The sequence below is a fragment of the Legionella sp. km772 genome, assembly GCF_003989735.1.
Classification (GTDB): domain Bacteria; phylum Pseudomonadota; class Gammaproteobacteria; order Legionellales; family Legionellaceae; genus Legionella.
In genome coordinates this window covers 13686-37979 of the sequence record NZ_RZGQ01000003.1, presented here as the reverse complement: position 1 = coordinate 37979, position 24294 = coordinate 13686, and the positions used below count along the sequence as shown (strand labels likewise).

The window sequence follows — 24294 nt, the reverse complement described above, 5'->3', positions numbered from 1 at the left end:
TCTAACCTTTTAAATGATTCATTTTATCAACATCAATGTTGCCACGATTTCTATAAAGTAACATGACTATGGCTAATCCTATTGCAGCTTCAGCAGCAGCTACCGTCAGAATGAAAAAAACAAAAACTTGTCCGCCAACATCATGATAATAACGAGAAAAAGCGATAAAGTTTGTGTTAACGGCAAGCAGCATTAACTCAACACAAACAAGCAATAAAATGATATTTTTGCGATTTAGCATAATGCCTACCAAGCCTAAGCCGAACAAGATCGCACCTAATATCAGATAATCATTAACCGGTATCATAAAAGAATTCCCCAATGTTTTATTTTTCTGATTGCATTTGTACTAATTGAACCCGATCTTCTTTTCGAGTTAATAGTTGCTTCACAACATCTTGCCGTTTAGAGCGAGCGGTGCCTCTGTGTGCCAAGGTAATTGCAGAAACAATTGCCACTAATAAAATAACTGCAGCGATTTCGAAGGCTAATAAATAGTCTGTATAAAGAACAAGGCCTAAAGATTCTGTATTAGAAAGCGCAGCTTTTGCAGTGCTTACCCCTTCTTGCGCTAGTAACTCAGAGCTCGATGAAGAGGGCTTTTGTGATCCGCTAGCAGCTTTAAATAGCTCAGATGGTGCGGCCACCATTAATAATCCGGTTAAAAACGCTACTAAAATTAAGCCTATGGGCAAGTAGCGCATAAAATGGCCCTTCATACTTTCAACATCAATATTAAGCATCATGACCACAAATAAAAATAAGGTCATAACTGCGCCGACATAAACGAGAATTAAAATTAGCGACAGAAACTCGGCTTCTGCTAATAACCAAAGCACGGCACTAGCAAAAAAGGTGAGCACTAAAAATAACACGCATCGAACGGGGTTATTTTGGCTGATGACCATTAGTGCTGAACCAATTGCAATTAAAGCAAAGATATAAAATATTATGTGGATAATTTGTTCATTCATAGTGCGTACCTTTATCTATATTTTTCATCAGCTAGACGATCAGCCGCAAGACGTGGCTCCATTAAGTCCCCCACTGCCAAAAGTTTTTCTTTGGTCATGATATTTTGCCCACGCTCACTGATATGGTAATGATGAATAGGGGTCACCACTATGGAGTCAACTGGACAAGATTCTTCACATAAACCACAGTTGATACACTTGAACATATCGATGTCATAGCGCGTAGTACGGCGCGAACCATCCTCTCGCTCATCTGATTCAATGGTGATAGCTAAGGCCGGACATACCGCTTCACATAGTTTACAAGCAATACATCGCTCTTCGCCATTGGGATAGCGCCGCAAAGCGAGTAAGCCCCTAAAACGAGGAGACAAAGGAGTTTGCTCTTCCGGAAATTGAACCGTAATTTTTTTCTTAAAGAAATATTTGCCAGTTAGTTTTAATCCTGACAAAAGTTCTATTAACAGAAAACTACGGACGTAATGTTTTATGTATTGATATGCTTTTTTCATTAGGCTTCTCTATTATCCATCAAAACCAGGGTTTAAGGTGTGTAACAACCATTAATGCTGTTACGATAATCCAAACTATGGTAACAGGAATAAGTACTTTCCATCCCAAACGCATTAACTGATCATAACGATAGCGAGGGAAGGTAGCTCTAACCCACAAGTACACAAATAAGAAGAAACTAATCTTTAATAATAACCAGACAAAACCTGGAACCACAAAAAAGATGTCATTGAGTACGGGTATTCCTTCAAAGGGTGAAAGCCATCCGCCTAAGAACACCAGTGATAATACCGCTGAGATTAAAATCATGCTGGCATATTCAGCTAGAAAGAATAGAGCAAAACCTATTCCGGAATACTCGACATGGAATCCAGCAACTATCTCTGATTCACCTTCTGCTAAATCAAAGGGCGCGCGGTTAGTTTCTGCTATCCCTGCTATCCAAAAAACAATGAATAGAGGAAAGAGCGGCACAAACCACCAGTGCAAAATACCCCCTTGCTGTGACAATACAATATCGCTAAGGTTCATACTTCCGGCTGCGAGTAAGGCACCAACAAAAGCAAAACCCATCGCAATTTCGTAGGAAACGGTTTGCGCAGTGCTTCTTAGTGCCCCAAACATGGCATATTTTGAGTTAGAAGCCCAGCCAGCGATAAGGACACCATAAACACCTAAGGAACTCATCGCAAAAATATATAAAGTGCCTGCATTTATATTAGTAAGCACCATCCCCTCTTGGAAAGGAATTACTGCCCAACCCACTAAGGAGGGAACTAATGAAAAAAGAGGTGCCACAATAAAAAGATATCTGTTCGATTTGGTGGGAACGATAATTTCTTTGGTAATGAGCTTAATTAAATCAGCTATAGGTTGTAATAGACCTTTAAAACCTACTCGATTTGGACCAATACGAACCTGGATGTAACCGATAACTTTACGCTCTGCATAGATCAGATAAGCTACGCAAAGCAATAATGGAACTACAATGACCAGTATCTTGATGATAACCCAAATTAATATGGCAATATTTTGCATGTTCTTACCTATTTTAGCGCTTAATTGTTATTGCAGCAAAAGAATGACCTAAATCTACAGTTTCAGGCATTGCATTTGCGACCCATACCACATCTGCTGCAATGCGCTCATCACGTATCAGTGGCAATGTTATCTCAATATCACTTTGAGATACAGTAGCAACTTCAGCTAATTGCAATCTATCTGCTGTTGAGGGATGAATACGTATGCATGCGGGCTCAGAAGCTGCACATTTTTGTAAATCTTGAGCATTGCGGACGATCGCATCAATACGGTACAAAGGCCATTCGCCAACGCGGACCAATGAATGATTAATGACAGGAAGCGACTCTGGATAATAAGGGGTATACTCGCTTGCAGCGGTCATTGCTACGCTCGAGCGAACCTCATTTAAAACCTCTTCGCTAGAAGTGTGCTCAAAGCCATCACAATGCAATAAATTACCCAAAACACGCAGAACCTTCCAAGCTGGACGGGCCTCATCAAAAGGTGTTAAAGCACCTTTTACTGTTTGCCAAGTATTATTTACATTAATGTAAGTCCCTGAGGTTTCAGCATAAGGTGCAATAGGAAGTATCACATCCGCATAATCGCGCATAGACTCCTGATCATAAGCAGACAACAATACCACAAATTCAGCACCCAACATTGATTGACGAGCACCAAAAGGGTTTGCGAAATCATAACCAGGCTCCACGCCCATTAAGAAATAAGCTTTAAGTTTAGCATTCAGCGCCGCTTGCACATCTAATCCAGGTTCAGCAAGTTCTTTTCCACCAGTTAGTCGATGTGGCAACATCCCGGCAAGACTGGCTCCAGCTGCATTTGCACCGCTAGTCAAGCGTAAAATTTTGGCTGAACTTAGTCCCGCAATTAAATGTACTAAAGTACGAATTAATGAAGCCTCTGGATGGTTTTCGCAAAGTGCGCCTGTAATAATTGCTGTTTTACCATTTTGCAAGCCCGTAGCAAGATCTTTGCTCATTTGATCTGGCTCTAAACCAATTAAGAGTTTTTGAGCCTCTGCAGGTAAGGATTTTACATCACTAGTAAGCGCAAGGGCTAGGCGGGCCAGTTGCATGGGTAATTCTAATGGGGAAACAATTACAGAGCCTGATAATTTTGCACGATACTCATAGTCCACAGAATTAATGGCGTAGATATGAGCACCATTACGGTAAGCCTTACGTAATTTAATTCCCGCAAGAGGTACTTCCCTATCAATATTACAGCCAACCACGATGATATTATTTTGCTGTTCTAATTCCTCATACACTAAGGTGCTTATTGGTGTAGCCGCTTGTTGATTTTGATCTTTAAAATCTATCTGATGCAGACGGTGATCAATATTATGAACACCGAGAGCGCGCATGAGCTTTTGCAATAAATACAATTCTTCTAAGGTTGAAGAAGGCGAGGCAAAGGCTGCAGCTTGTTCCGGACCATATTGTTTAATTACTTTACTGAAACCATCGGCAGTAAATTTTAAGGCGGTTTCCCAATCCACTGTTTCCCATTGGCCATTGCGTTTAATTTGCGGTTTTCCAGCACGGTGGGCGGAATTTAAGCCCAGATAACTGAAACGATCACGATCTGAAAGCCAGGTTTCATTAATTGCTTCATTTTCTTTGGGAACAGCACGCATTAATTTATTATTACGGGTATGTAGATAGACATTTGAACCCAGACAATCGTGCGGTGCAATACTCTCATGCTGCACTAATTCCCAAGCCCTGGCGGTAAAACGGAAAGGTTTAGAAGTTAATGCACCTACCGGGCATAGATCGATAATATTACCAGAAACTTCCGAAGTCATACTATGATTTACATAAGTACCAATTTGCATGTGCTCGCCGCGGCCAGTTGCTCCCAACTCTCTGATTCCTGCCACTTCCTCACCAAAACGGACACAGCGTGTGCAATGAATACAACGCGTCATTTCAGTTGCAATTAGGGTTCCTAAATTATCATCTTCAACTGAGCGTTTACTCTCGGTATATTCTGATTGATCAGTTCCAAAGCCCATCGAAACATCTTGTAATTCGCATTCACCACCCTGATCGCAAATAGGGCAATCTAAGGGATGGTTAATTAACAAAAATTCCATTACTACTTTTTGTGAATGTAGAGCTTGCTCTGATTTAGTAAATACTTTCATCCCATTAGTAATGGGAGTTGCACAAGCAGGAACAGGCTTTCGACCGTTCTCAACTTCAACTAAACACATACGGCAGTTAGCTGCAACAGATAATTTTTTGTGATAACAAAAACGAGGAATATGAATACCAGCCTCATCAGCGACTTCGATAATCATCTTGCCATTTTCAACTTCAAATGTTTTACCGTCAATTTCAATAGTAGCCATGGTCTAACCTTTTAAATTATGCTGCGACGACCGAGCGTTTATGCTTAATGAAATAATCAAATTCATGATAAAAGTGCTTTACAAAACTCTGTACAGGCCAGGCTGCTGCCTCACCTAACGCACAGATTGTGCGCCCTTCAATATTGTCAGCTACGTTCACTAGCTTTTCGACATCTCCGGGTTCGCCATGACCATGCTTGATACGATGTAGTAAACGTACTAACCAGCCTGTTCCTTCGCGGCAAGGTGTACATTGCCCGCAAGATTCATCCATATAAAATTCAGAAATACGATATAAAGCATCAACCATACAGGTCGTTTCATCCATTATGATAACGGCGCCAGAACCCAGGCCTGAACCTGCCTTTTGGATACTGTCATAATCCATATCGAGACCCAACATGATATCACCTGGTAGAACTGGCATGGAGGTACCGCCTGGAATAACCGCTTTGAGTTTGCGATTATTGATAACTCCACCGGCTAATTCTAATAAGGTCTTAAAAGGAGTTCCTAAAGGTATTTCAAAATTACCAGGCTTATTTACATGACCACTAACACTAAAACATTTAGCACCGCCATTATTAGGTTTTCCTAATTTCAAGAACCAATCACCACCTTTTTCCATAATTACTGGAACTGAGGCAAAGGTTTCAGTGTTATTTATGGTGGTCGGCTTACCGTATAAACCATAGTTAGCAGGGAAAGGTGGCTTAAACCGAGGTTGACCCTTTTTTCCCTCTAAAGAGTTCAGCAATGCGGTTTCTTCACCACAAATATAAGCTCCTGCACCTAAGTGATTATATAAATCAAAATCGACGCCTGAACCTAAAATATTTTTTCCTAATAAACCGGCTTCATAAGCTTCTTTAAGTGCAGCTTCCATCCGCTCATAAGGCAACCAAAATTCCCCACGGATATAGTTATAACCTACCGTTGATCCCATTACATAGCCGGCAATGGCCATCCCTTCAATTAATTGATGGGGATTAAGTGCTAATATATCTCTATCTTTACAGGTGCCAGGTTCGCCTTCGTCTGAATTGCATACTACATATTTTTGCACCGGAGTATTGCGATTCATGAAACTCCATTTCAAACCGGTTGGAAATCCTGCTCCCCCTCTTCCTCGCAAAGCAGAGGTCTTCAGTTCATCAATGATTAATTGAGGAGAAGTTTGCTCTTGTAAAATTTTACGCCAAGCACTATAACCACCGACACTTTCATAAGCAGATAAAGTCCATGACTTTGGCAAATGTAAGGTTCGATAACAAACTTGATTTAATTCAACCATGGCAGTCACCTCAATCACTTATTGGTATTGTTCCAATACTTTATCTATAGAATCAGTAGTTAGATTTTCATGATAATCTTTATCTACCTGCATCATTGGTGCGTTGACACATGCACCTAAACATTCAACGGATCTTAAAGTAAATCGACCATCGTCAGTTGTTTCGCCTAGTTGAATACCTAATTTTGTTTCTAGGTAATTTACGATTTCTTTTGAATTACGTAATTGGCAAGAAATATTAGTACAAACATTAATCAAATGCTTTCCAACTGGTTTATGCTCGTACATTGTGTAAAAACTAGCCACTTCATACACCGCAATAGCTGGCATATGAAGATAGGCTGCAATAGCATCCATTAATTCAGGCGTTAAGTGCCCATGAGCTTCTTGGGCAATTCGTAGCGTACTCATAACTGCTGATTGACGTTGCTCATTGGGATACTTGGCAACCCAATGATCAATATCTTGCATCTGTTCTGCTGTCATATAGTGACGCAATGTTTTTTCTGACTGTTCAGACATGTGAAAACCTTTATAAAGTTACTAGTAGTTCTTTAAATAATTAACGATCTATTTCACCGAATACGATATCTTGGCTTGCTAAAATAGCGACACCGTCAGCTAACATATGGCCACGAACCATTTCATCATAGCTCGATAAATGGGCAAAACCTGGCGCACGAATTTTCATACGATAGGGTTTATTCGCACCATCAGAAACCATATAAATCCCAAACTCCCCTTTGGGTGCTTCCACAGCACTGTAGACTTCACCAGCTGGCAAACAAAAACCCTCAGTGAACAACTTAAAATGATGGATAAGTGCTTCCATATCATGCTTCATTTCTACCCGACGTGGCGGTGTAATCTTATGGTCATCGATTTTAATAGGCCCTGGATTATTGCGAAGCCACTCAATACATTGTCTAATTATCCGATTGGATTGTCTTAATTCAGCCACCCGGACTAAATAACGATCGTAGCAATCACCTGTTTTACCGACAGGGATATCGAAATCCATTTGATCATAAGCAGCGTAGCTTTGTTTTTTACGTAAATCCCAGGCAATGCCCGAGCCGCGTAACATTGGGCCAGTGAAACCCCACTGCAATGCATTTTCAGGAGAAACTATGCCAATATCTACTGTCCGTTGCTTCCAAATCCGATTATCCGTTAGCAGGGTTTCGTATTCATCAACACACTTAGGAAAACGCTCGGTAAAAGCCCAGAGGAAGTCTAATAAACTACCCTCTCTGGTTTCATTCATTTTTTCCACTTCGCGATCACTATGCCAACGTGAGGTTTTATATTTGGGCATAGTATCAGGAAGGTCACGAGCAACACCACCAGGTCGATAATAGGTCGCGTGCATACGAGCACCCGAAACAGCTTCATAGCAATCAAATAAATCTTCGCGCTCTCTGAAGCAGTAGAGAAATACCGTCATAGCGCCCAAATCGATGGCGACGGCACCTAGCCAGAGCAGGTGGTTCAAAATGCGGGTAACCTCATCGAACATGGTTCGGATGTATTGCGCTCGTATAGGTGCTTCAATATCTAAAAGTTTTTCTATGGCACGAACATAGGCATGCTCATTACACATCATGGATACGTAATCAAGTCTATCCATGTAGCCTATACTTTGAATGTAGGGTTTTGTTTCTGCTAATTTTTCGGTTGCACGGTGCAAAAGGCCTATATGCGGATCAGCACGAACAATCGTCTCACCCTCTAACTCAAGGACTAAGCGTAAAACTCCATGGGCAGCCGGATGTTGGGGGCCGAAATTTAGGGTATAGTTTTTTAGTTCAATCATTCTTCGCCACCTTTATTGACCATATAGCGATTGTCATTTCGAATAACCTTAGGAACCAGTATTCTGGGCGTTATATCAACGGGAGCATAAATTACTTTTTCAAGCTTCGCATCATAGCGCATTTCTACTTGTCCGCTTAAGGGAAAATCTTTACGGAATGGATGTCCAATGAAACCATAATCCGTAAGAATACGTCTTAAATCAGGATGGCCTTCAAATAAAATACCGTACATGTCATAGGCTTCGCGTTCAAACCAATTAGCCCCTTTCCATACGGTATGGATTGAAGGAATAATGAGATGAGCAGCATCAGTAAATACCTTAACCCGTAGCCGTTGATTTTTTGATGTTGACAGCAAATGATAAACTACAGCAAAACGCGGCTTATCTAAAGAACAAGCTCTTGTTTCCTGCGGCTCAACTCCACGCGAGAAGCCATTTTCTGTCGCTGAATCGGTTTTCCAATCGTACTCGCCATAATACAAATAATCTACACCACAAAGATCAATGAGCTGATCAAAGCAAAAGGGCTCATTATCCCGTAAAGCGAGCATCAGTGTTCTGATGTTTTGGGCTTTGCACTCAATAGTTAGTTCGCCATGAGCAAACGTTGTTTGGGTAATGTAATTTGCAAACTCGGCATTAAGCTGTTCAACTAAATAATCACTTTTAGTCATTTAATGTGCACCTTTGAGGGTTCTAATTAGGCTTCTATTATTTTTTTATGTCTAATTTTATTTTGTAATTGGATAATGCCATAAAGAAGGGCCTCCGCTGTTGGAGGGCAGCCTGGAACATAGACATCAACGGGCACAATACGATCACAACCTCGTACGACTGAATAAGAATAATGATAATAACCACCACCATTCGCACAAGAGCCCATTGAAATAACCCAACGTGGTTCAGGCATTTGATCATAGACTTTTCTTAAAGCAGGAGCCATTTTATTGCAGAGTGTACCAGCAACAATCATAACGTCTGATTGACGCGGACTTGGACGGAAGATCACTCCAAAGCGATCCAAATCATAACGCGCAGCACCTACGTGCATCATTTCCACTGCACAACAAGCCAAACCAAAAGTCATAGGCCACATAGATCCGCTGCGTGCCCATCCTAATAATTTATCAATTGTTGTTGTTTCAAAACCTTTTTTTTGCAATTCTGCAACCGCCATAGTTATTTCGCCTCTATGCAGTTAATAATCAAAAACAGCTGTGTGCTAGTAAAGGGATTACTCCCAATCTAATGCGCCTCGCTTCCACTCGTAGATAAAACCAATTACTAATAAGCCTAAAAATAACATCATTGCGCCAAACCCAAACCAACCGAGCTTACGTAAAGCAACAGCCCAGGGAAAAAAGAAGGCGGTCTCTAAGTCAAAAATAATAAATAAAATGGCAACTAGATAAAAGCGCACATCAAAAGGTATATGGGAGCTTTCAAAAGCACCAAAACCACATTCATAGGGTGCATTTTTAGCCGAGTCAGGTTGGTGCTTAGAGAATAAGGCACCAGCGCCCATCATAACTACGCCTAAAATTAAGCCTAAAATAATAAAGACAAGTATGGGTAAATATTGAGATAGCATTAGCTCACCTTGCTCGGATTAAAATGGTGCCGAAGGTCGGACTCGAACCGACACGGCTTACGCCACCGCCCCCTCAAGACGGCGTGTCTACCAATTCCACCACTTCGGCAATTCTTATTTAATTTATTTACTTACCAGCAAGTAAATAAATACACTTTTTATTGTTTTCCACTTTTGCTTTGTTCAGGTACAGGAACTGAATTTTGAGGTAACGTTGTTTGCTGTGGCAGCGCTTGCTCTGCTTTCTGGTATTTGGTAGATACAAGATAAGAAAGCGTTAAGCTGGTAGCAAAAAATGTAATTGCCAATCCACCAGTCAATTTAAAAAGAAACCCACCTGTTCCTTGACTGCCAAATAGAGTATTTGACGCACCGGAGCCAAAAGCGGCACCGATATCGGCACCCTTACCGTGCTGAATCAATACTAAGCCAATTAAGACAATAGCAACTACAACATGAATCATTAATATCAATTGATACATTTAATAATTTCCACAAACTGTTTCGCATTTAATGATGCACCACCAATCAAACCACCATCAATATCTGGCATAGCAAATAGTGACTTGGCGTTTTGTTCATTAACACTTCCACCATAGAGAAGCGTTAATTGCTCAGCATCATGTTCATTTGTTTCTTTAATCAGTTTTCTAATAAACTGATGTATTTCTTGTGCTTGCTCAGGCGTTGCAGTTTTACCTGTGCCTATGGCCCAAACGGGTTCATATGCGATGACACAGTGTTTAAAACAAGTTTTATTTTTTTCACTCACTGCAAGCAGTTGCTTGGCTATTACTTGTTCTGTTTGTCCTTTTTCACGCTCAATTAGCGTTTCACCAACACAAAGAATAGGTATCATACCATGATCTTTCACATGGTGGAATTTCTCTGCTACAAAATTTTCATTTTCTTGAAAAGATTGTCGACGCTCAGAGTGTCCGACTAAGACATAACGACAATGATAATCCTTAAGCATCGGTCCAGATAGCTCTCCTGTATAGGCTCCTGCATCTTTAGGATAAACATTTTGTGCGGCAAGCTTTATAGATGGATGAGCTAACTCATTAGCTACTGGCAGATAGATCGCAGGCGGTGCTATAACGACCTGGGTAGACGACTCAGCAGGTAGTAATTCATTTAACTCATGAATCAATTGTTTTACTTGCGGTAACTGGCCATTCATTTTCCAATTACCTGCTACAATTCTTTGTCTCATCTTTACTCCTAAATTTGCGCAAGACTATACCTAAACTTGGTTAAGATGTGTAGTGCTATTGCATTTTTTTCTACGCTATTACTTAAAAAATATCTTCCTTGGATTGTTTATTAGCTATTTGCATAATCCTGGTATTTCGTTAGAATCCTAAAAGACCATACAAGGAGGAGGGACGAAATGAAAGCAACTATTCAACAGATAGTAGAGCATATTTCTGCTTTATCAGAGCCGCTAGACCCTGGACTTGTTCAAAAAATCTTTATCAATTATCCTGAATTTACATCCTCTGCCTTACCAAAGGGTCTCGAGTACATCTGGACGCAATTAGATCTTATCCTAAAGCTTGCGCAACAAGGAGTTGAATTGAAAGAAATAATCAAGGATTTAAAATCACATGAAGCCGATATCCTCCTGTACTCAGAAAAAGGTATCGTGGCTCAAAAGGAATTAGCCGCTTTAGAAGTGGAATTAACTCGTTTAAAAAATGAAATAGCCGAGTGTCGCAGTGAATTAACCTCCCTGTATACTACCTTACTTGAAACTCTAAAAATAAAACCTCCTGAAAGCAGTACTCAAGAACTCCCCCCGGATTTAATTACTAAGAGACAGTTGGAACATATTGTTGCTATCCGTAAAGACATACAAGGATACATTAAAGTAATAACCCTCCCTACTGCTAAACTAAAGTTGCTAGAATTAAATGAAAAACAAACCGAACTGCTCAATGCTATCTCTCATTATAGCGAGCGTAATAAATTCGAAAGAAGACTACCTTCGATCGACAATGAGGAAGGCTGGAAAGCCTTTCAATTCTCTATTGCCGAAAAATTAAACAAAATTATTGAATTAAAACCGCAATTAGAAAAACTTCAAGAGGGATTCGCAGAATGTCTTTCAACCAGTGATTCACAAACAAAGATAGCATCACTCCAGGCAATTAATACGAAATTAACGATAGAATTAGAAGACCTGGCGAAAAAAATCCAAAAGCACCCTTTAAAGAAAGATCTACAGTTAGATTTAACCATAGAGTTTCAGCAAACCCCTCACGTTCCTGCACTCATTGAAAGCTATAAGAGGAAGGTGGACAGCATTTTATCCTATGTAGATTTAGGCTCTTGGGCTAGTTGGCTTGCGAATAAAAGCAAATACAATGAAGAACAGGCTCTTCATGTTCAACGCTTGGGTTTTTTAACCTTGTTAAACTTACAAAAAGAAAAGCAGCTACAACAAACTAATTTATTAGCACAAATTGAGATATTAACTAAGATTTCTAACTCAAATGTGATGTCGTCTGCCACTGAGGAGCGCTTAGTAAGTCAGGCGACAACCCTCCTTAATCAACTCCCTGGATGCAAGGTACCCGAAGATTTCAACCCTAAAGCAGATGTAACCGATTTTTATTTATTATTAATTAATAATATCTTTTTAATACCGGATAATATCAAGAAGTATGAGGCCTTACTGGCTTTAATTAACAAATTACTTCCCATCATGAGCGAGCTATTAGGTTATAGGCGCGACTATAATTTACCCGCAGAGCAAGACTCCTTGCTCCCTAGTATTGAAGAATTACAACAAGCTCTACCCGAAGAAGCGAATTTAGCTCATAAGAATGAGCAGTTAGAGACCTGTGAACTTTATTTTGGTAAAGCAAAATTATTAGTCGCCAAATTACAGCTGCAAAGGGACAAAGTACAAGCTATCAATACTATGCAAAGGGAAGTTGAATTTAATATCGAGCAACTTAAAATTGCTTTAGAGTTTAAAGCAAAATTACAGCAAGAAAAAACGTTTGCGGCACAAATAGAAGAATTCAGTGGTAAACTGGCGACCTGTCAAAGTGATATGGCTGGAATAAAAAAGAAAATTATCGAAACCGATGTGATGCAAGATAAAACGCTGACAGAACATCAGGCAGTAGTTGCGATAAATAACTCAGAACCGCCTGTTATTATTGATGAACTGCCGACTTTTCTAGATGTAGATCTTATCCATCAACCCCCAATTCACTATCCACCTAAAAACTTAGCGGATCCGGTAGTCCTACCTCCTGTTCATCTAATTGACGCAGAACCATTAAAGGTAATAAAACAAGCAACAGCACTTGAGCGCCCTAGCGATGACCTCATTGGAATGGATGAGCCTAATATATCCCCCACTTCCCTTGTCTCAGGAAAAAAAGAGCATGATGCGCCAATAATAGACAGTCAACCTATTACTAAGCCCACCTTATCTCATTTAACTGAACCGCCACAAGTATCAGTTAGCCCTAAGCAAACCGCCGTGATTATTGACAAAGAGGGCAACCAGCTGCTGAGTGCTGATCCCGTTGTTGACCACAACTTAGTGCCCGCAAAATTAATTCCTAGGGATGGTATTGATGTTGTTTCTCCAGATGTTGTATCTCCCGATATTGCCGCTATTGAAATTATTCCAGTTCATCCCCCCATCAAACACCAAACCTTAAAATCCCCCCCTGATGAGCATTCAGGAACCACAACCTCGGTTAGCGTAAAAGCCACCCATCCTAACGCAGAAGAGGCGCTGCAAGTAAACCTCTGGCATAGGGCGAATCTTGCGGCATTAGCTAACTATCCTGAAACGCTACAAAACTGGTACCATGAGCTTTATGCCGTAACAGAAGAGGCTCTAAAAAAGACACCTTATTCTCAGAAATATTCTCATCTCATAAGAGATATATTGTTCGAATTACAAAACAAGCAAGAACTCTTTATTATTGAGACTTATAGACAGACTTGCCCTAGCCCTAAAGAAGATTGTGAGGCTTTATTGGCACTCAAACCAGATTATAAGATTGTTGAGTGTTTTGCCGAAAAGCTGGAGGAAGAATCCCTCCCTGTCCCCTTGAAGAAGTTACATAGTCAGTATAAAAATTTAAAAATCCGCCATCCCATTGCCGCAGAGTTATTACTGCAGACCATCCAATCCTTGTATTGGACTTGGAAAGGGATGGGGACGTCTGCAGCAACATCACTCATGTCATCTATTATTGATGATCCCCGCTACGAGGTTTTAAAGAGGCATCGGGGGTTTTTTAAAGTTGTCGAAGCTATCGAGGATTTCTTCCGTTGGATTAGCGGTAAGATTTCCGGACAGCCAGAGTATGAATACAGGAAAAAACCTTCTTTTTTTAAGACCCACACAGAGGAACTCATTGAGGAGGCTGAATTATTTATAACGCCAATCAAACAGCCTTAAGAGTTGGGTCGACCTGACCCAACTAAAGAGGCCTACTATACCTAATTTATAGTCTCCTCTAGCTTACGGTTTGCCTTTGGATTGTACTATCGATTTGGCGAATATCGTCACAGAGTTGTTGAGCTTGATGTTTAACTACGTTGGCATCGCGCCCCTCTACCATAACCCGCAATAGAGGTTCGGTGCCGGAAGGTCTTAGGAGAACGCGTCCGGTGCCTTTTAAGCGCTCTTCTAAATTTTTTACTGCCGAAATTACTTGTGTATTTGCTGCCAATACGGAAGCATGATCGGTTTTTAAATTAATTAAGGTTTGCGGCAAGAGAGAAATTCCCTCCAGTAACTGCTCTAAACTTTTATTTTGTTTGATCATAATGGATAAAACCTGTAAGGCAGCCACGATCCCATCACCGGTTGTAGTTTTATCTAAACAAACGATATGGCCAGAAGTTTCACCGCCGATTTTCCAATCATTTTCTCTTAAGGCCTCTAAAACATAACGATCGCCAACGTTTGAACGTAGGAAAGGAATGTTTAGATCTTCCAACGCCAGTTCTAAACCATAATTACTCATTAAAGTACCAACCACGCCTCCATGTAAAAGGCCACGTTGGTGTCTGTCTTTCGCAATAATATAGAGGATTTGATCGCCATCAAGGACGTTGCCATGTGGGTCGACTAAAATAACCCGATCCCCATCTCCATCTAAACCAACACCAATATCGGCACCTGAACTTAAGACCATTTGTCTTAGCTCCTCTGGAGCTGTAGAACCGCAATCTTGATTTATATTAAATCCATCAGGTTTATTACCTATAGCCGTTACTTGTGCGCCTAATTCAGCAAATACATTCGGTGCAATATGATAAGTCGCGCCATTAGCACAATCGACAACGATTTTTAATCCCGATAAGCGGGTCAAAGAAGGAATAGTTGATTTACAAAATTCAATATAACGGCCAGTAGCATCATTAATACGAGATGCTTTCCCTAATTGAACAGAAGGTACTATTTCAAGCTTCTTTTCTAATTCTGCTTCTATTTGTAATTCAACTTGATCCGGCAATTTACCCCCTTCGGATGAAAAGAATTTAATGCCGTTATCCTCAAAGAGGTTATGTGAGGCACTAATCACTATACCAGCATTAGCCCTTAAGGTCTGGGTTAAATAAGCAATCCCCGGGGTAGGCATAGGACCTAACAACGCCACGTCTATTCCTGCTGCAGAAAGGCCGGCTTCAAGAGCTGATTCTAACATATAGCCAGATACCCGCGTGTCTTTACCAATCACTACTTTTTTTCTATGACCATTCGCTAATACACGTCCAACGGCCCAGCCTAATTTTAAAATAAACTCAGGATTAATATTGGAGTGGCCCACATGTCCTCGGATGCCATCAGTACCAAAATATTTACGTTTACTACTCATCCTAATTTACCTCTTGTTCGTGCATTAATTGTAATTTTTTAGTTTATATTGTCTGATAAATAGCATTGATCATCTGTACTGCTTGTCTCGTTTCATCAACATCGTGAACCCGAAGTATGCTTACCCCTTGTAAAGTGGCATAAACAGCAAGGGCGATACTGCCAATTAACCGCTCATTTACTTCTTTATTTAACACCGCACCAATGGTACTTTTGCGGGAAACCCCTAACAGGACAGGCAAATTAAATTGGGTGAGCTCAGCCAATTGTTTTAACAAAATAAGATTATGATCAACCTGTTTACCAAAACCAAAACCTGGGTCGATTATTAAGCGATTTTTAGCGATCCCTTGCTCTTGACAGTGATGAATTCGCTCAACAAAAAAATCAACAACCTCAGAAACCACTCCATTGGCGTAGTGGGGGTTGTTCTGCATGGACTTGGGTTGCCCTTTCATATGCATAAGACATACCGGCACACCCAATTGAGCCACCATCGCTACACTACCTTCTTGTCGTAAGGCATAAATATCATTAATAAGATTTCCACCAGCCTCTACGGCTGCTTGCATGACTTCGGGTTTATAGGTATCAATCGAAATACAGCAATCTGAACTGGCACGAATTTGTTTAATCAATGGAATGACACGTTCTAACTCTACGTTAGAAGAGACTTCAGCGGCTCCTGGTCGAGAGGACTCACCACCAATATCGATTATATCAGCACCTTCTTTTATTAGCTTTAAGGCATGCGCAGTTGCCTTATCCAAATTTAAATAGTTAGTTCCATCGTAAAAAGAATCCTGGGTTACATTGACAATGCCCATGATAAGCGGCTTTTTAAAGTTATTAGGAGTTGATAACTGGTAATCTTGCAACCAGTTATCAAATTGATCTGCATTCACTATGAATCTCTCTTACGCAAACATCAATGAGCAATAAATAATTAATGTTCTTCAGCGGGATTAATTATGGCTTCACCGTTAATTGGTTTAGCCGATTGGTTATTGATAGAGTCATTTTTGTCGAGAGGCTTATTGTAACTATTCCAATCTGCAGGGGGAGTAGGTTCTTTACCCGACATAATTTCTTGAATTTGGTTTGCATCAATGGTTTCATATTTAATCAAACTTTCAGCCATTAAATGCAGTTTATCCATATTATCCAAGAGAATTTTCTTAGCACGTTGATAATTTCTATCGATAATTGCACGGACTTCATCATCGATTTGTTGCGCTGTTTTATCCGACATTTCTTTTTGTTTGTTCATCGAGCGGCCTAAAAATACCTCTTCTTGCTCCTCTCCAAAAGTCAAAGGACCTAAGGGAGATAAACCCCAAGTGGTAACCATTTTCCGCGCGATTTCGGTGGAACGCATAATATCGTTAGAAGCGCCTGTAGTCACCCCTTCAAGACCAAAGATTAACTCCTCGGCAATACGACCACCAAATAGGCTTGATAATTGACTTTCCAAACGGCGTTTACTATGACTATAACGATCTTGATCCGGTAAAAACATAGTCACCCCTAAAGCTCGACCGCGAGGAATAATGGACACTTTATAAACCGGATCGTGTTCAGGCACAGATAATCCAACGATAGCATGTCCAGCTTCATGGTAGGCAGTAAGCTTTTTCTCATTATCGTCCATAACCATGGAGCGACGTTCAGCACCCATCATAATTTTATCTTTTGCTTTTTCTAGCTCGATCATACCCACTTTACGTTTATTGGCACGCGCAGCGAAGAGAGCAGCTTCATTCACTAAGTTAGAGAGGTCGGCGCCAGAAAACCCTGGGGTACCTTGGGCAATCGGCATCACTTGAACATCCATGTCTACAGGCACTTTTTGTAGATGGACGCGCAAAATTTGCTCACGACCACGGATATCTGGCAAAGGAACAACCACTTGACGATCAAAACGACCTGGTCTTAATAAAGCAGGGTCGAGCACATCAGGCCGGTTCGTTGCCGCAACCACGATCACTCCTTCGCTCCCTTCAAAACCATCCATTTCAACGAGTAATTGGTTTAAAGTTTGCTCGCGCTCATCATGCCCGCCACCTAATCCAGCGCCACGATGACGTCCTACCGCATCGATCTCATCAATAAAAATGATGCAAGGAGCATGCTTTTTAGCTTGTTCAAACATATCGCGGACCCGCGAGGCACCAACCCCAACAAACATTTCCACGAAGTCTGAACCGGAAATAGTGAAGAAAGGAACTTTGGCCTCCCCTGCAACTGCTCTTGCTAATAAAGTTTTACCCGTACCAGGGGAGCCCACTAATAAAACGCCACGTGGAATACGCCCACCTAAATTTTGAAATTTAGTGGGGTCGCGTAAAAAGTCAACTAATTCTTTAACTTCGTCTTTAGCTTCGTCCACGCCGGCTACATCAGCAAAGGTAACTTTTACTTGATCTTCGCCTAACAAACGGGCGCGCGAGCGACCAAATGACATAGCTCCTCGGCCACCGCCACCTTGCATCTGACGCATAAAAAAGACCCATAAACCAACGAGAAGAAGCATAGGTAACCAATTCATAAACCAATGGAGTAAGAAGCTTTCTTGTTGTTTTTCTTGGCCACTAACATCGACCTTGCTCTTTAACAATTGCCCTAGCAAGGCATTATCTGGCATAGGCATATAAGTAACAAAATGTTTGTTATTCTTGGTCATTCCTTTAATAATTTTATTATCTTCAACAGTGACTGAGTTGACCATGCCTTGTTCGACTTCTTTTAAGAACTGGCTATAAGACACTTTTTCAGCAACAGAGTTACGGGGACCAAAATTACTGAACACAGAGACGAGAACAATCGCTATGATCAGCCATAAAAATAAATTCTTAACCATGTCGTTCAAAGTATTAACCTCATTTAGTTACTTACAGCTATTGTGAAAGCGATAAAACTACGCCTTGATTAAAGATACACTCAAATAGGCTATTATTTTATTTAACATACAACTATAAAGCTACTATAAATTATAGCCCTTTGCCAGCAAATAGGTTTCTTTTGAGCGAGATCGTGACGCTGAAGGCTTACGAATCACAACTTTATCGAAAGAAGTGCGGGCTTTTTTGACGAGTTCATCAAAACCGGCGCCATGAAAAATTTTTACTAACATGCTCCCTCCTGGTTTTAACATCTTCTCTGCAAAATCAAACGCTAATTCTACTAAATACATCGCTCGCGGAATATCTATAGCCGCACTACCACTCATATTTGGGGCCATATCGGATAATAACAAGTCCACACCTTGCGCAGGAACAACTTTTATTAGCTCTTCGAAGACGGAGTCCTCACGAAAATCGCCTTGAATAAAGTGGACATCAGGTAAACCATCCATCGGCAAAATGTCTAAAGCTACAATATGCCCTCTACCTTGTAAGCACTCGCTGACATACTGAGTCCAGCCTCCTGGAGCGGCACCTAAATCAACAACGGTCATCCCCGGTTTTAATAAGGTTTCCTTCTCATCCACTTCTTTTAATTTATAAACAGCCCGGCTCCTGTAGCCTTCAGCTTGGGCTTTTTTGACATAAACGTCATCAAAATGTTCTTGCAACCAGCGTTTGCTGCTTTTTGTACGAGGCATAATTGTAACAATAAAACTAATTTCCCCTATCATACTGAATTTTACTATCGTTTCCCAGCAAAACGTGCAATAATTTACCATTTTAGTATAGGAAACCTTTTAAATTGGATACTTCGTTCAAAAAATCATTAAAAGCCCAAGCCCACCATCTAAAACCCGTGATTCTTCTCGGTGCAAAAGGGCTTACGGAGGCAGTCATTGCAGAAACCGATCTTGCTTTAAATGCCCATGAGTTGATTAAAGTCAAAATTAATGGCGCGGAAAAAGAAGATCGCATTGAAATGACTAATGCTCTCTGCCAACAACTAGAGGCAGAATTAGTCCAAATGATTGGCCATACGGCAATTATCTATAGAAAAAATAAAGAGCAATAAAGCAATCAGATAATAATTCTGCTTTAAAGCTAGAATCTAATTTTTAATCCATTGCGAAGCAATCCAAGTTTACTGATTCTCTTATTCTGTTTTGTTCTATCGGGCGGAAAAATTCTTGGATTGCTTTATTACCGGATCAGCCAACACCATTTTACCTAATCGTCTTTATCTACCCTCTCTTATTTATCCATTAAAAGTTAACCTTTCTCCTTAACCTAGAAAAAAGGTTAAATTAATTTTTTAAAATATTGCAAATGAGAATGATTATCATTTATATTGATAGAAATGAGCTCACTTTAGCGAGGTTTTTATGGCATTGGCTTACGGCAGTTTTCATGAATTAAGTCATCAGTTACGTTTTTTACTGTTTGAAATGGGCGTTGCCCTCTCGCAACAGCAAATTGATTACTACTTGACCCTTGCGCATCGGAGCTACTTAAAAGAGCTTCAACAGGCAGCGATAAATGAGGGCTATCTATCCTCTCCGCTTATCTCGCATCATATCCATGATTTTTTAGAGCAACTACGTATACATTTAAAAAGAACCTTGCCGGAAAGTCGTTTTTTTACTTGGGATAAATTAGTACAACAAAGCAGTGAAACCGTGGCCAATATGGCCATGGCTCTAGCGTATAAGAAGTGCTGGCAGAGGAGTCTTGGCAAAGAACTCGCAGGGCATCCAACCATGTGGCACTGGATAGAACAGCAAAACAAGCAAAGCAGTTATTTATTTCTAGAGCAATGGGCTTGTTTACACCAAGCTCTTCGCCCTTCTTTAAAAAACACTAGAACTTATACGCGTCGGGAAGTCTTGCAATACTCGGCTGAATTTCAAGCCCAATATAGTATTCATTGGGCTGCACTAAGAAAAAGCACCACCTTAGCTGATTCTAGCCCCCTAATGGCCAAAGAATTCCCGCAAGAGTATGCTTCATGGCAACAAAAAGTCTCTCTTCATCACCTTGATGCAAGCCAATACCAGCCTATTCCGATACATCCTTGGGTATGGCGTAACCACTTACAAGCCCATTGTATTGGACTTATGGATAACAAAAGCCTCATCCTTCTGCCTCATCAGCAAAAAGTACGCCCCACCATAAGTCTTGATCTAGTGATGCCCTTAAATAGTGCTACACTTTTAAAATTAGCGCCAGAAAAAGACGGTGCGGTGGAAAATATTTTACATTCACTTTTGGTACACGAACAAAACTATAACCACACCTTGTTTTTATCCTCTAAACCTTTAACCGTACAGCTTAAAACAGCATTCAGCCCCCAAACTAGCGTAGGTTTTAGCTTAATACAAAGTCCTAATGCTTTAAATGCAGGGGAACAAACAATCCCTTTATTAAGCCTATTTGCTCCTTCACCGCTTTCTTCCAATCTACTTATCGATGATCTTATTGAAAAAAGCGGATTAAATCCGCTCGTTTATTTTTCGCATTATTGCACTAAAATTTTGCACGGCCCACTGCATTTGCTTTTAAAACATAGTCTTAGTTTTGCAGTGCAAGCGGAACACATGGCCCTAAGTATTAGCAAGCAGCTACCGCAAGGATTAATACTGCGCGACCTAGACCACCTTACCATGAAACATCGCATTAATTTGGAAAAGAAAGAGGTGCGGAACAAGGAGAGTGATTTAAACCAAGACTTAAGAAAAGAATTCCTCACCACTATGCTACAAAATAATATTTACTTTTGGGTCGAACATCTCCATCTAAAATACCAAATCGAGAAGCAGGGACTCTGGAGGCAAGTACGGCAAAGCCTTAGCTATTTATTTAGTAAATTAAATAAGGACTTACCTACAAGTTACTTAACAGAACAATACATTAAATTAATTAATGAGCCCTGGCAAAGTAGAGCGCATTTAAGTTATTTGTTAAAACCAATAGATAGGGAGCCTGTCTATGTCAAAAAGGATAATCCTATGGCGAACCTATAAAAGATCGAATTGTGGAGTTACTAAATGATAATCTAATGCTAAACTTGCAAGAAGGTGACAGCAAACATTGTATTGTATAAACTACTTACTATTGTTAGCTGTAACAGCTAAATAGTTACAAAATTAACCCTAAAGTACGTACCCAAGGGCAACTAGATTATCGTAGGCCTATGATATTAAAACATATACCCAATGCATTAACATTGTGCCGGTTAGGATTAATCGTCCCCTTTGTATTGTATTTATTCGATCATCAATACAAAGAGGCTTTTTATATATTTATCCTTGCCGGACTTTCTGACGGGTTAGATGGGTGGTTGGCTCGCTTTTTTCACTGGCAAAGTTTTTTTGGCTCCTTCATAGATCCCATGGCTGATAAATTATTAGTTGCTGCAAGTTTTATCTCTTTAGCTATATTAGGCTCTTTACCTTGGTGGTTAGTAGTTTTAGTTTTTTTACGTGACTTGACTATTTCCATGGGTGTATTAGCATGGTATTGGTTTATTCGTCGCAAATTAGATTTTGAACCAACCTTGCTCAGTAAATTCAATACTACGTTGCAGTTGGTGTTAGTAACCGTGTGTTTATTTGAATTAGCCTATTTTAAATTTTCACCCTATCTAATAACCAGCTTAATTTATCTTACTGCAGTAACCACGCTCATTACTTATATCCATTATTTATGGATTGGTTGTCATAAGGCTTGGCCTAAAAAAGAATTATCCAATGAATAAGCAGTTAGCCTTAGCAATCCAATTAAATGATGAAGCGACTTTAGATAATTTTAATTGGCAAAACAATGAATTATTAAAGCAGCAATTAGTGGATATCTTGCAATTCAAGAGTGAAAAAATACTTTATTTGTGGGGTACTACTGGATGCGGAAAATCACATATTCTGCAAGGTTGTTGTCAAGCGGTGAATTCCGATCAATCAGCTATTTATTTGCCCCTTAGCCTTTTAAAGGAATGGGGGTCAGACTCTTTAGAAGGTTTAGAGGAGCAAACTTTAATTTGTATTGATGATATAGACGCTATAGCGACTGATAAAATCTGGGAAGAGGCTTTATTCCATTTGTATAACAAAATTAAAGATAATGAAAACAGCTTACTCATTATTTCCGGAAATCAACCACCAAGTAGCAGCCCTATTCAATTAGCCGACTTACGCTCCCGATTAGCTTGGGGCCTGGTCTGGCAATTACATGAATTAAGCGATGAAGAAAAAATTCAGACCTTAAAACTTGTGGCTCACCAACGTGGCTTTGATTTGTCGTTAAGCGTACTGCAATTTTTAATTAAGCGCTGCTCAAGAAACATGCATGATCTTCATCAAATGCTGGATCTTTTAGATAAGGCTTCATTACAAGCTCATCGCAAAATTACTATTCCCTTCATAAAAGATATTTTAAATTTGAGTCATTAAGCTATTTGCTGGGTCAAGCTGCGTAGGTGAGGCCTCTGCCTCCTCTGCAAGGATAGATTTTGGTGCTGCTTTTAAAGACTGATGAAAAGAGTAGATATTACCGCTAGCGCTACTCTTGGGACGAGAACCAGCACTGTTCTTTAGCAGACGCGTCTCGTCTCTTGCCAAAGCAAGATCTGGTTGAGGCTCCTGTTTTCCTTGCGCTTGTAAGTCCTTAAGCTGGCGAGCTAATTCTGCTGTTTCTACTATTTTTTCTTTTAAGTTACTCAGTTTTTCAGTCTGCTTTTCCAACTCTGCTGAACTGCAAAGTTTTTCTATTTTCTCTTCATCAAGGCCAAACCAACCACTAATCAACTGTTGCAGACCAACTTTTTCTACATACCAGTATAAACTAAACGCTGCAAGCCCTACAGCCGTACTAACTAAAACAACGGGGAGAAAAGTTGGTAGCACACTACCCATGATCAAACCAAGCAAAAAAACGCTTACCGATTGCCCTGCAAAAAAACCACTACCAAAAAACATGAGGCCTGCGATCCCGACAAAAAGGTTTTTCGCCAGTTTAATGTGAGGGCTATTTAAGGCGTCGTTGAATTGTTTACTCGACTCACCTAAAGCAGCCAAACGGCTTTCTAACATTGAAACAACCTGGGCTAAATCATTCAACTCGTCTAATGAAAGCCGAGCCAATTTATAGGTGTTAATTTTTTTGCGCAGGCTCTTAATTTCATCCAATTGCAGTAGATAAAGATCTAATAATTTCGGAGCATCCCTTAATTTAACATCGAGATTTTTTGCTACTTGAACTAGATTAAAACCATAAAATACCATTACCGATAAGGCAGAAAAAGCAAGCCCAGCCATAAGGGTAATCATCGAAGGTAAAGCAAAAACCCCTAAGAGGCTAGTAATACTATCAAAACCTTCGCAAGCAGCAAGGACCGTACCAGCAATTGCCAGTAGATAAAATTTTAAGTTGTTTTTGTTGGAAGGGGCTGATTCATTTTTTTTGTAGCTTTCAGGGTTAATGTCCATTGCCAGCAATAGGTCCCGTAAAAGCTCGACCCGTAATGAAGCGAGCAGAAATTCCATCTCTTTTTTTATTTTTCGTTTAACCGGAGAGGGGGTGCTGACTTCCTCATGCAACCAATTTATTAACACACGCTGCTCTACGACTGAGGAGAACGAATCTAAACTTTCTTTCTTAGAATAAGCTAGCATCTTATACTGCTTAATTAGTTCTTGAGTTTTGTCACTTAACTTGATCATTTTACTCATCAGCTAACCTCGCGCGTGTTTGCATAAAGCACTTGTCCAAACAAGACAAATAAATGAATATATTTTATACACTTTTCCTTAAAAAAACATTAAGAATCTTAGGATTGAACATCAACTAGAGAAAAAATCGCTAAATTTGAAAAAATCATTAAGTTAAACAAGTAAAAAGATGCCGCCCATTTTAAAAATGGCGCCAATATACAGCAGC

The 24294-nt window shown here is 40.1% G+C and carries 23 protein-coding genes and 1 tRNA gene; 5 read left to right on the top strand and 19 right to left on the bottom strand.

Annotated elements, in window-relative coordinates:
* Position 1: 1 nt before the first annotated feature.
* The 14 genes from nuoK to tpiA all read right to left on the bottom strand — a co-directional run bounded on the left by nuoK (position 2) and on the right by tpiA (position 10810).
* Entirely contained in the window at positions 2–307 is a 306-nt protein-coding gene (gene nuoK, locus ELY15_RS01000) for an NADH-quinone oxidoreductase subunit NuoK (RefSeq protein ID WP_127097794.1), read from the bottom strand.
* Between the two features lie 19 nt (positions 308–326).
* The gene (locus tag ELY15_RS00995; RefSeq protein WP_127097793.1) at positions 327–974 is read right to left on the bottom strand and encodes an NADH-quinone oxidoreductase subunit J; all 648 of its coding nucleotides are present in this window, start codon (positions 972–974) and stop codon (positions 327–329) included.
* A gap of 11 nt (positions 975–985) precedes the next feature.
* Positions 986–1486, bottom strand: coding sequence for an NADH-quinone oxidoreductase subunit NuoI (gene nuoI / locus ELY15_RS00990; RefSeq protein WP_127097792.1), 501 nt, complete (start codon positions 1484–1486; stop codon positions 986–988).
* A 19-nt stretch (positions 1487–1505) separates the two neighbouring features.
* Positions 1506–2525, bottom strand: coding sequence for an NADH-quinone oxidoreductase subunit NuoH (gene nuoH / locus ELY15_RS00985; protein WP_127097791.1), 1020 nt, complete (start codon positions 2523–2525; stop codon positions 1506–1508).
* 13 nt (positions 2526–2538) lie between these two features.
* Positions 2539–4890 (bottom strand): NADH-quinone oxidoreductase subunit NuoG, encoded by a 2352-nt coding sequence (nuoG, locus tag ELY15_RS00980; RefSeq protein WP_127097790.1) that lies wholly within the window; start codon positions 4888–4890, stop codon positions 2539–2541.
* Between the two features lie 16 nt (positions 4891–4906).
* Positions 4907–6184, bottom strand: a complete 1278-nt coding sequence (gene nuoF / locus ELY15_RS00975) for an NADH-quinone oxidoreductase subunit NuoF (protein ID WP_127097789.1) — start codon at positions 6182–6184, stop codon at positions 4907–4909.
* A gap of 18 nt (positions 6185–6202) precedes the next feature.
* A complete protein-coding gene (nuoE, locus tag ELY15_RS00970; RefSeq protein ID WP_127097788.1) occupies positions 6203–6706 on the bottom strand; it encodes an NADH-quinone oxidoreductase subunit NuoE in 504 nt (167 codons plus the stop codon).
* 40 nt (positions 6707–6746) lie between these two features.
* Positions 6747–8000 (bottom strand): NADH-quinone oxidoreductase subunit D, encoded by a 1254-nt coding sequence (locus ELY15_RS00965; RefSeq protein WP_127097787.1) that lies wholly within the window; start codon positions 7998–8000, stop codon positions 6747–6749.
* A complete protein-coding gene (locus tag ELY15_RS00960; protein WP_127097786.1) occupies positions 7997–8677 on the bottom strand; it encodes an NADH-quinone oxidoreductase subunit C in 681 nt (226 codons plus the stop codon). Before ELY15_RS00960 ends, ELY15_RS00965 begins: the two co-directional genes overlap by 4 nt.
* 26 nt (positions 8678–8703) lie before the next feature.
* On the bottom strand, positions 8704–9180 hold the full coding sequence (locus ELY15_RS00955; RefSeq protein ID WP_127097785.1) for an NADH-quinone oxidoreductase subunit B family protein: 477 nt from the start codon (positions 9178–9180) through the stop codon (positions 8704–8706).
* A gap of 57 nt (positions 9181–9237) precedes the next feature.
* Positions 9238–9594: an NADH-quinone oxidoreductase subunit A gene (locus ELY15_RS00950; protein WP_127097784.1), complete on the bottom strand. Its 357-nt coding sequence runs from the start codon at positions 9592–9594 to the stop codon at positions 9238–9240.
* Between the two features lie 24 nt (positions 9595–9618).
* Positions 9619–9703: transfer RNA gene (locus tag ELY15_RS00945), tRNA-Leu, on the bottom strand.
* Positions 9704–9752: 49 nt separating this feature from the next.
* A complete protein-coding gene (gene secG, locus ELY15_RS00940; protein ID WP_127097783.1) occupies positions 9753–10076 on the bottom strand; it encodes a preprotein translocase subunit SecG in 324 nt (107 codons plus the stop codon).
* Positions 10064–10810 carry a triose-phosphate isomerase gene (tpiA, locus tag ELY15_RS00935; RefSeq protein ID WP_127097782.1) on the bottom strand — a complete coding sequence of 249 codons (747 nt, stop codon included), beginning with the start codon at positions 10808–10810 and terminating at the stop codon, positions 10064–10066. Before tpiA ends, secG begins: the two co-directional genes overlap by 13 nt.
* Before the next feature lie 177 nt (positions 10811–10987).
* Between tpiA and ELY15_RS00930 the strand changes: the two genes are divergently transcribed.
* Entirely contained in the window at positions 10988–14032 is a 3045-nt protein-coding gene (locus ELY15_RS00930; RefSeq protein ID WP_127097781.1) for a hypothetical protein, read from the top strand.
* A 58-nt stretch (positions 14033–14090) separates the two neighbouring features.
* Here ELY15_RS00930 and glmM read toward each other — a convergent pair whose 3' ends face one another.
* From glmM to rlmE, 4 genes are all read right to left on the bottom strand, one after another.
* Entirely contained in the window at positions 14091–15458 is a 1368-nt protein-coding gene (glmM, locus tag ELY15_RS00925) for a phosphoglucosamine mutase (RefSeq protein ID WP_127097780.1), read from the bottom strand.
* Between the two features lie 43 nt (positions 15459–15501).
* Positions 15502–16362, bottom strand: coding sequence for a dihydropteroate synthase (gene folP / locus ELY15_RS00920; RefSeq protein WP_127097779.1), 861 nt, complete (start codon positions 16360–16362; stop codon positions 15502–15504).
* 41 nt (positions 16363–16403) lie between these two features.
* Positions 16404–18317 carry an ATP-dependent zinc metalloprotease FtsH gene (gene ftsH / locus ELY15_RS00915; RefSeq protein ID WP_199744134.1) on the bottom strand — a complete coding sequence of 638 codons (1914 nt, stop codon included), beginning with the start codon at positions 18315–18317 and terminating at the stop codon, positions 16404–16406.
* A gap of 123 nt (positions 18318–18440) precedes the next feature.
* A complete protein-coding gene (gene rlmE / locus ELY15_RS00910; RefSeq protein ID WP_127097777.1) occupies positions 18441–19061 on the bottom strand; it encodes a 23S rRNA (uridine(2552)-2'-O)-methyltransferase RlmE in 621 nt (206 codons plus the stop codon).
* A 104-nt stretch (positions 19062–19165) separates the two neighbouring features.
* On the opposite strand from rlmE, the gene yhbY reads away from it, so the two are divergent.
* The 4 genes from yhbY (at position 19166) to hda (ending at position 22808) form a co-directional block, all read left to right on the top strand.
* Complete coding sequence (gene yhbY / locus ELY15_RS00905) at positions 19166–19435, top strand: ribosome assembly RNA-binding protein YhbY (protein ID WP_127097776.1); 270 nt, start codon at positions 19166–19168, stop codon at positions 19433–19435.
* 310 nt (positions 19436–19745) lie between these two features.
* Positions 19746–21383 carry an IucA/IucC family protein gene (locus tag ELY15_RS00900; protein WP_127097775.1) on the top strand — a complete coding sequence of 546 codons (1638 nt, stop codon included), beginning with the start codon at positions 19746–19748 and terminating at the stop codon, positions 21381–21383.
* Positions 21384–21553: 170 nt separating this feature from the next.
* The gene (locus ELY15_RS00895; protein WP_127097774.1) at positions 21554–22117 is read left to right on the top strand and encodes a CDP-alcohol phosphatidyltransferase family protein; all 564 of its coding nucleotides are present in this window, start codon (positions 21554–21556) and stop codon (positions 22115–22117) included.
* A complete protein-coding gene (gene hda / locus ELY15_RS00890; RefSeq protein WP_127097773.1) occupies positions 22110–22808 on the top strand; it encodes a DnaA regulatory inactivator Hda in 699 nt (232 codons plus the stop codon). The genes ELY15_RS00895 and hda overlap by 8 nt, the downstream gene beginning before the upstream one ends.
* On the opposite strand, the gene ELY15_RS00885 is transcribed toward hda, so the two are convergent.
* Positions 22791–24086, bottom strand: a complete 1296-nt coding sequence (locus ELY15_RS00885; protein ID WP_127097772.1) for a hypothetical protein — start codon at positions 24084–24086, stop codon at positions 22791–22793. The genes hda and ELY15_RS00885 overlap by 18 nt on opposite strands.
* Between the last annotated feature and the right edge of the window lie 208 nt (positions 24087–24294).

Coding starts and splice junctions, on each gene's coding strand:
- nuoK (WP_127097794.1), bottom strand. CDS start 307: ATGATACCGGTTAATGATTATCTGATATTAGGTGCGATCTTGTTCGGC.
- ELY15_RS00995 (WP_127097793.1), bottom strand. CDS start 974: ATGAATGAACAAATTATCCACATAATATTTTATATCTTTGCTTTAATT.
- nuoI (WP_127097792.1), bottom strand. CDS start 1,486: ATGAAAAAAGCATATCAATACATAAAACATTACGTCCGTAGTTTTCTG.
- nuoH (WP_127097791.1), bottom strand. CDS start 2,525: ATGCAAAATATTGCCATATTAATTTGGGTTATCATCAAGATACTGGTC.
- nuoG (WP_127097790.1), bottom strand. CDS start 4,890: ATGGCTACTATTGAAATTGACGGTAAAACATTTGAAGTTGAAAATGGC.
- nuoF (WP_127097789.1), bottom strand. CDS start 6,184: ATGGTTGAATTAAATCAAGTTTGTTATCGAACCTTACATTTGCCAAAG.
- nuoE (WP_127097788.1), bottom strand. CDS start 6,706: ATGTCTGAACAGTCAGAAAAAACATTGCGTCACTATATGACAGCAGAA.
- ELY15_RS00965 (WP_127097787.1), bottom strand. CDS start 8,000: ATGATTGAACTAAAAAACTATACCCTAAATTTCGGCCCCCAACATCCG.
- ELY15_RS00960 (WP_127097786.1), bottom strand. CDS start 8,677: ATGACTAAAAGTGATTATTTAGTTGAACAGCTTAATGCCGAGTTTGCA.
- ELY15_RS00955 (WP_127097785.1), bottom strand. CDS start 9,180: ATGGCGGTTGCAGAATTGCAAAAAAAAGGTTTTGAAACAACAACAATT.
- ELY15_RS00950 (WP_127097784.1), bottom strand. CDS start 9,594: ATGCTATCTCAATATTTACCCATACTTGTCTTTATTATTTTAGGCTTA.
- secG (WP_127097783.1), bottom strand. CDS start 10,076: ATGTATCAATTGATATTAATGATTCATGTTGTAGTTGCTATTGTCTTA.
- tpiA (WP_127097782.1), bottom strand. CDS start 10,810: ATGAGACAAAGAATTGTAGCAGGTAATTGGAAAATGAATGGCCAGTTA.
- ELY15_RS00930 (WP_127097781.1), top strand. CDS start 10,988: ATGAAAGCAACTATTCAACAGATAGTAGAGCATATTTCTGCTTTATCA.
- glmM (WP_127097780.1), bottom strand. CDS start 15,458: ATGAGTAGTAAACGTAAATATTTTGGTACTGATGGCATCCGAGGACAT.
- ftsH (WP_199744134.1), bottom strand. CDS start 18,317: ATGGTTAAGAATTTATTTTTATGGCTGATCATAGCGATTGTTCTCGTC.
- rlmE (WP_127097777.1), bottom strand. CDS start 19,061: ATGCCTCGTACAAAAAGCAGCAAACGCTGGTTGCAAGAACATTTTGAT.
- ELY15_RS00900 (WP_127097775.1), top strand. CDS start 19,746: ATGGCATTGGCTTACGGCAGTTTTCATGAATTAAGTCATCAGTTACGT.
- ELY15_RS00895 (WP_127097774.1), top strand. CDS start 21,554: ATGATATTAAAACATATACCCAATGCATTAACATTGTGCCGGTTAGGA.
- hda (WP_127097773.1), top strand. CDS start 22,110: ATGAATAAGCAGTTAGCCTTAGCAATCCAATTAAATGATGAAGCGACT.
- ELY15_RS00885 (WP_127097772.1), bottom strand. CDS start 24,086: ATGAGTAAAATGATCAAGTTAAGTGACAAAACTCAAGAACTAATTAAG.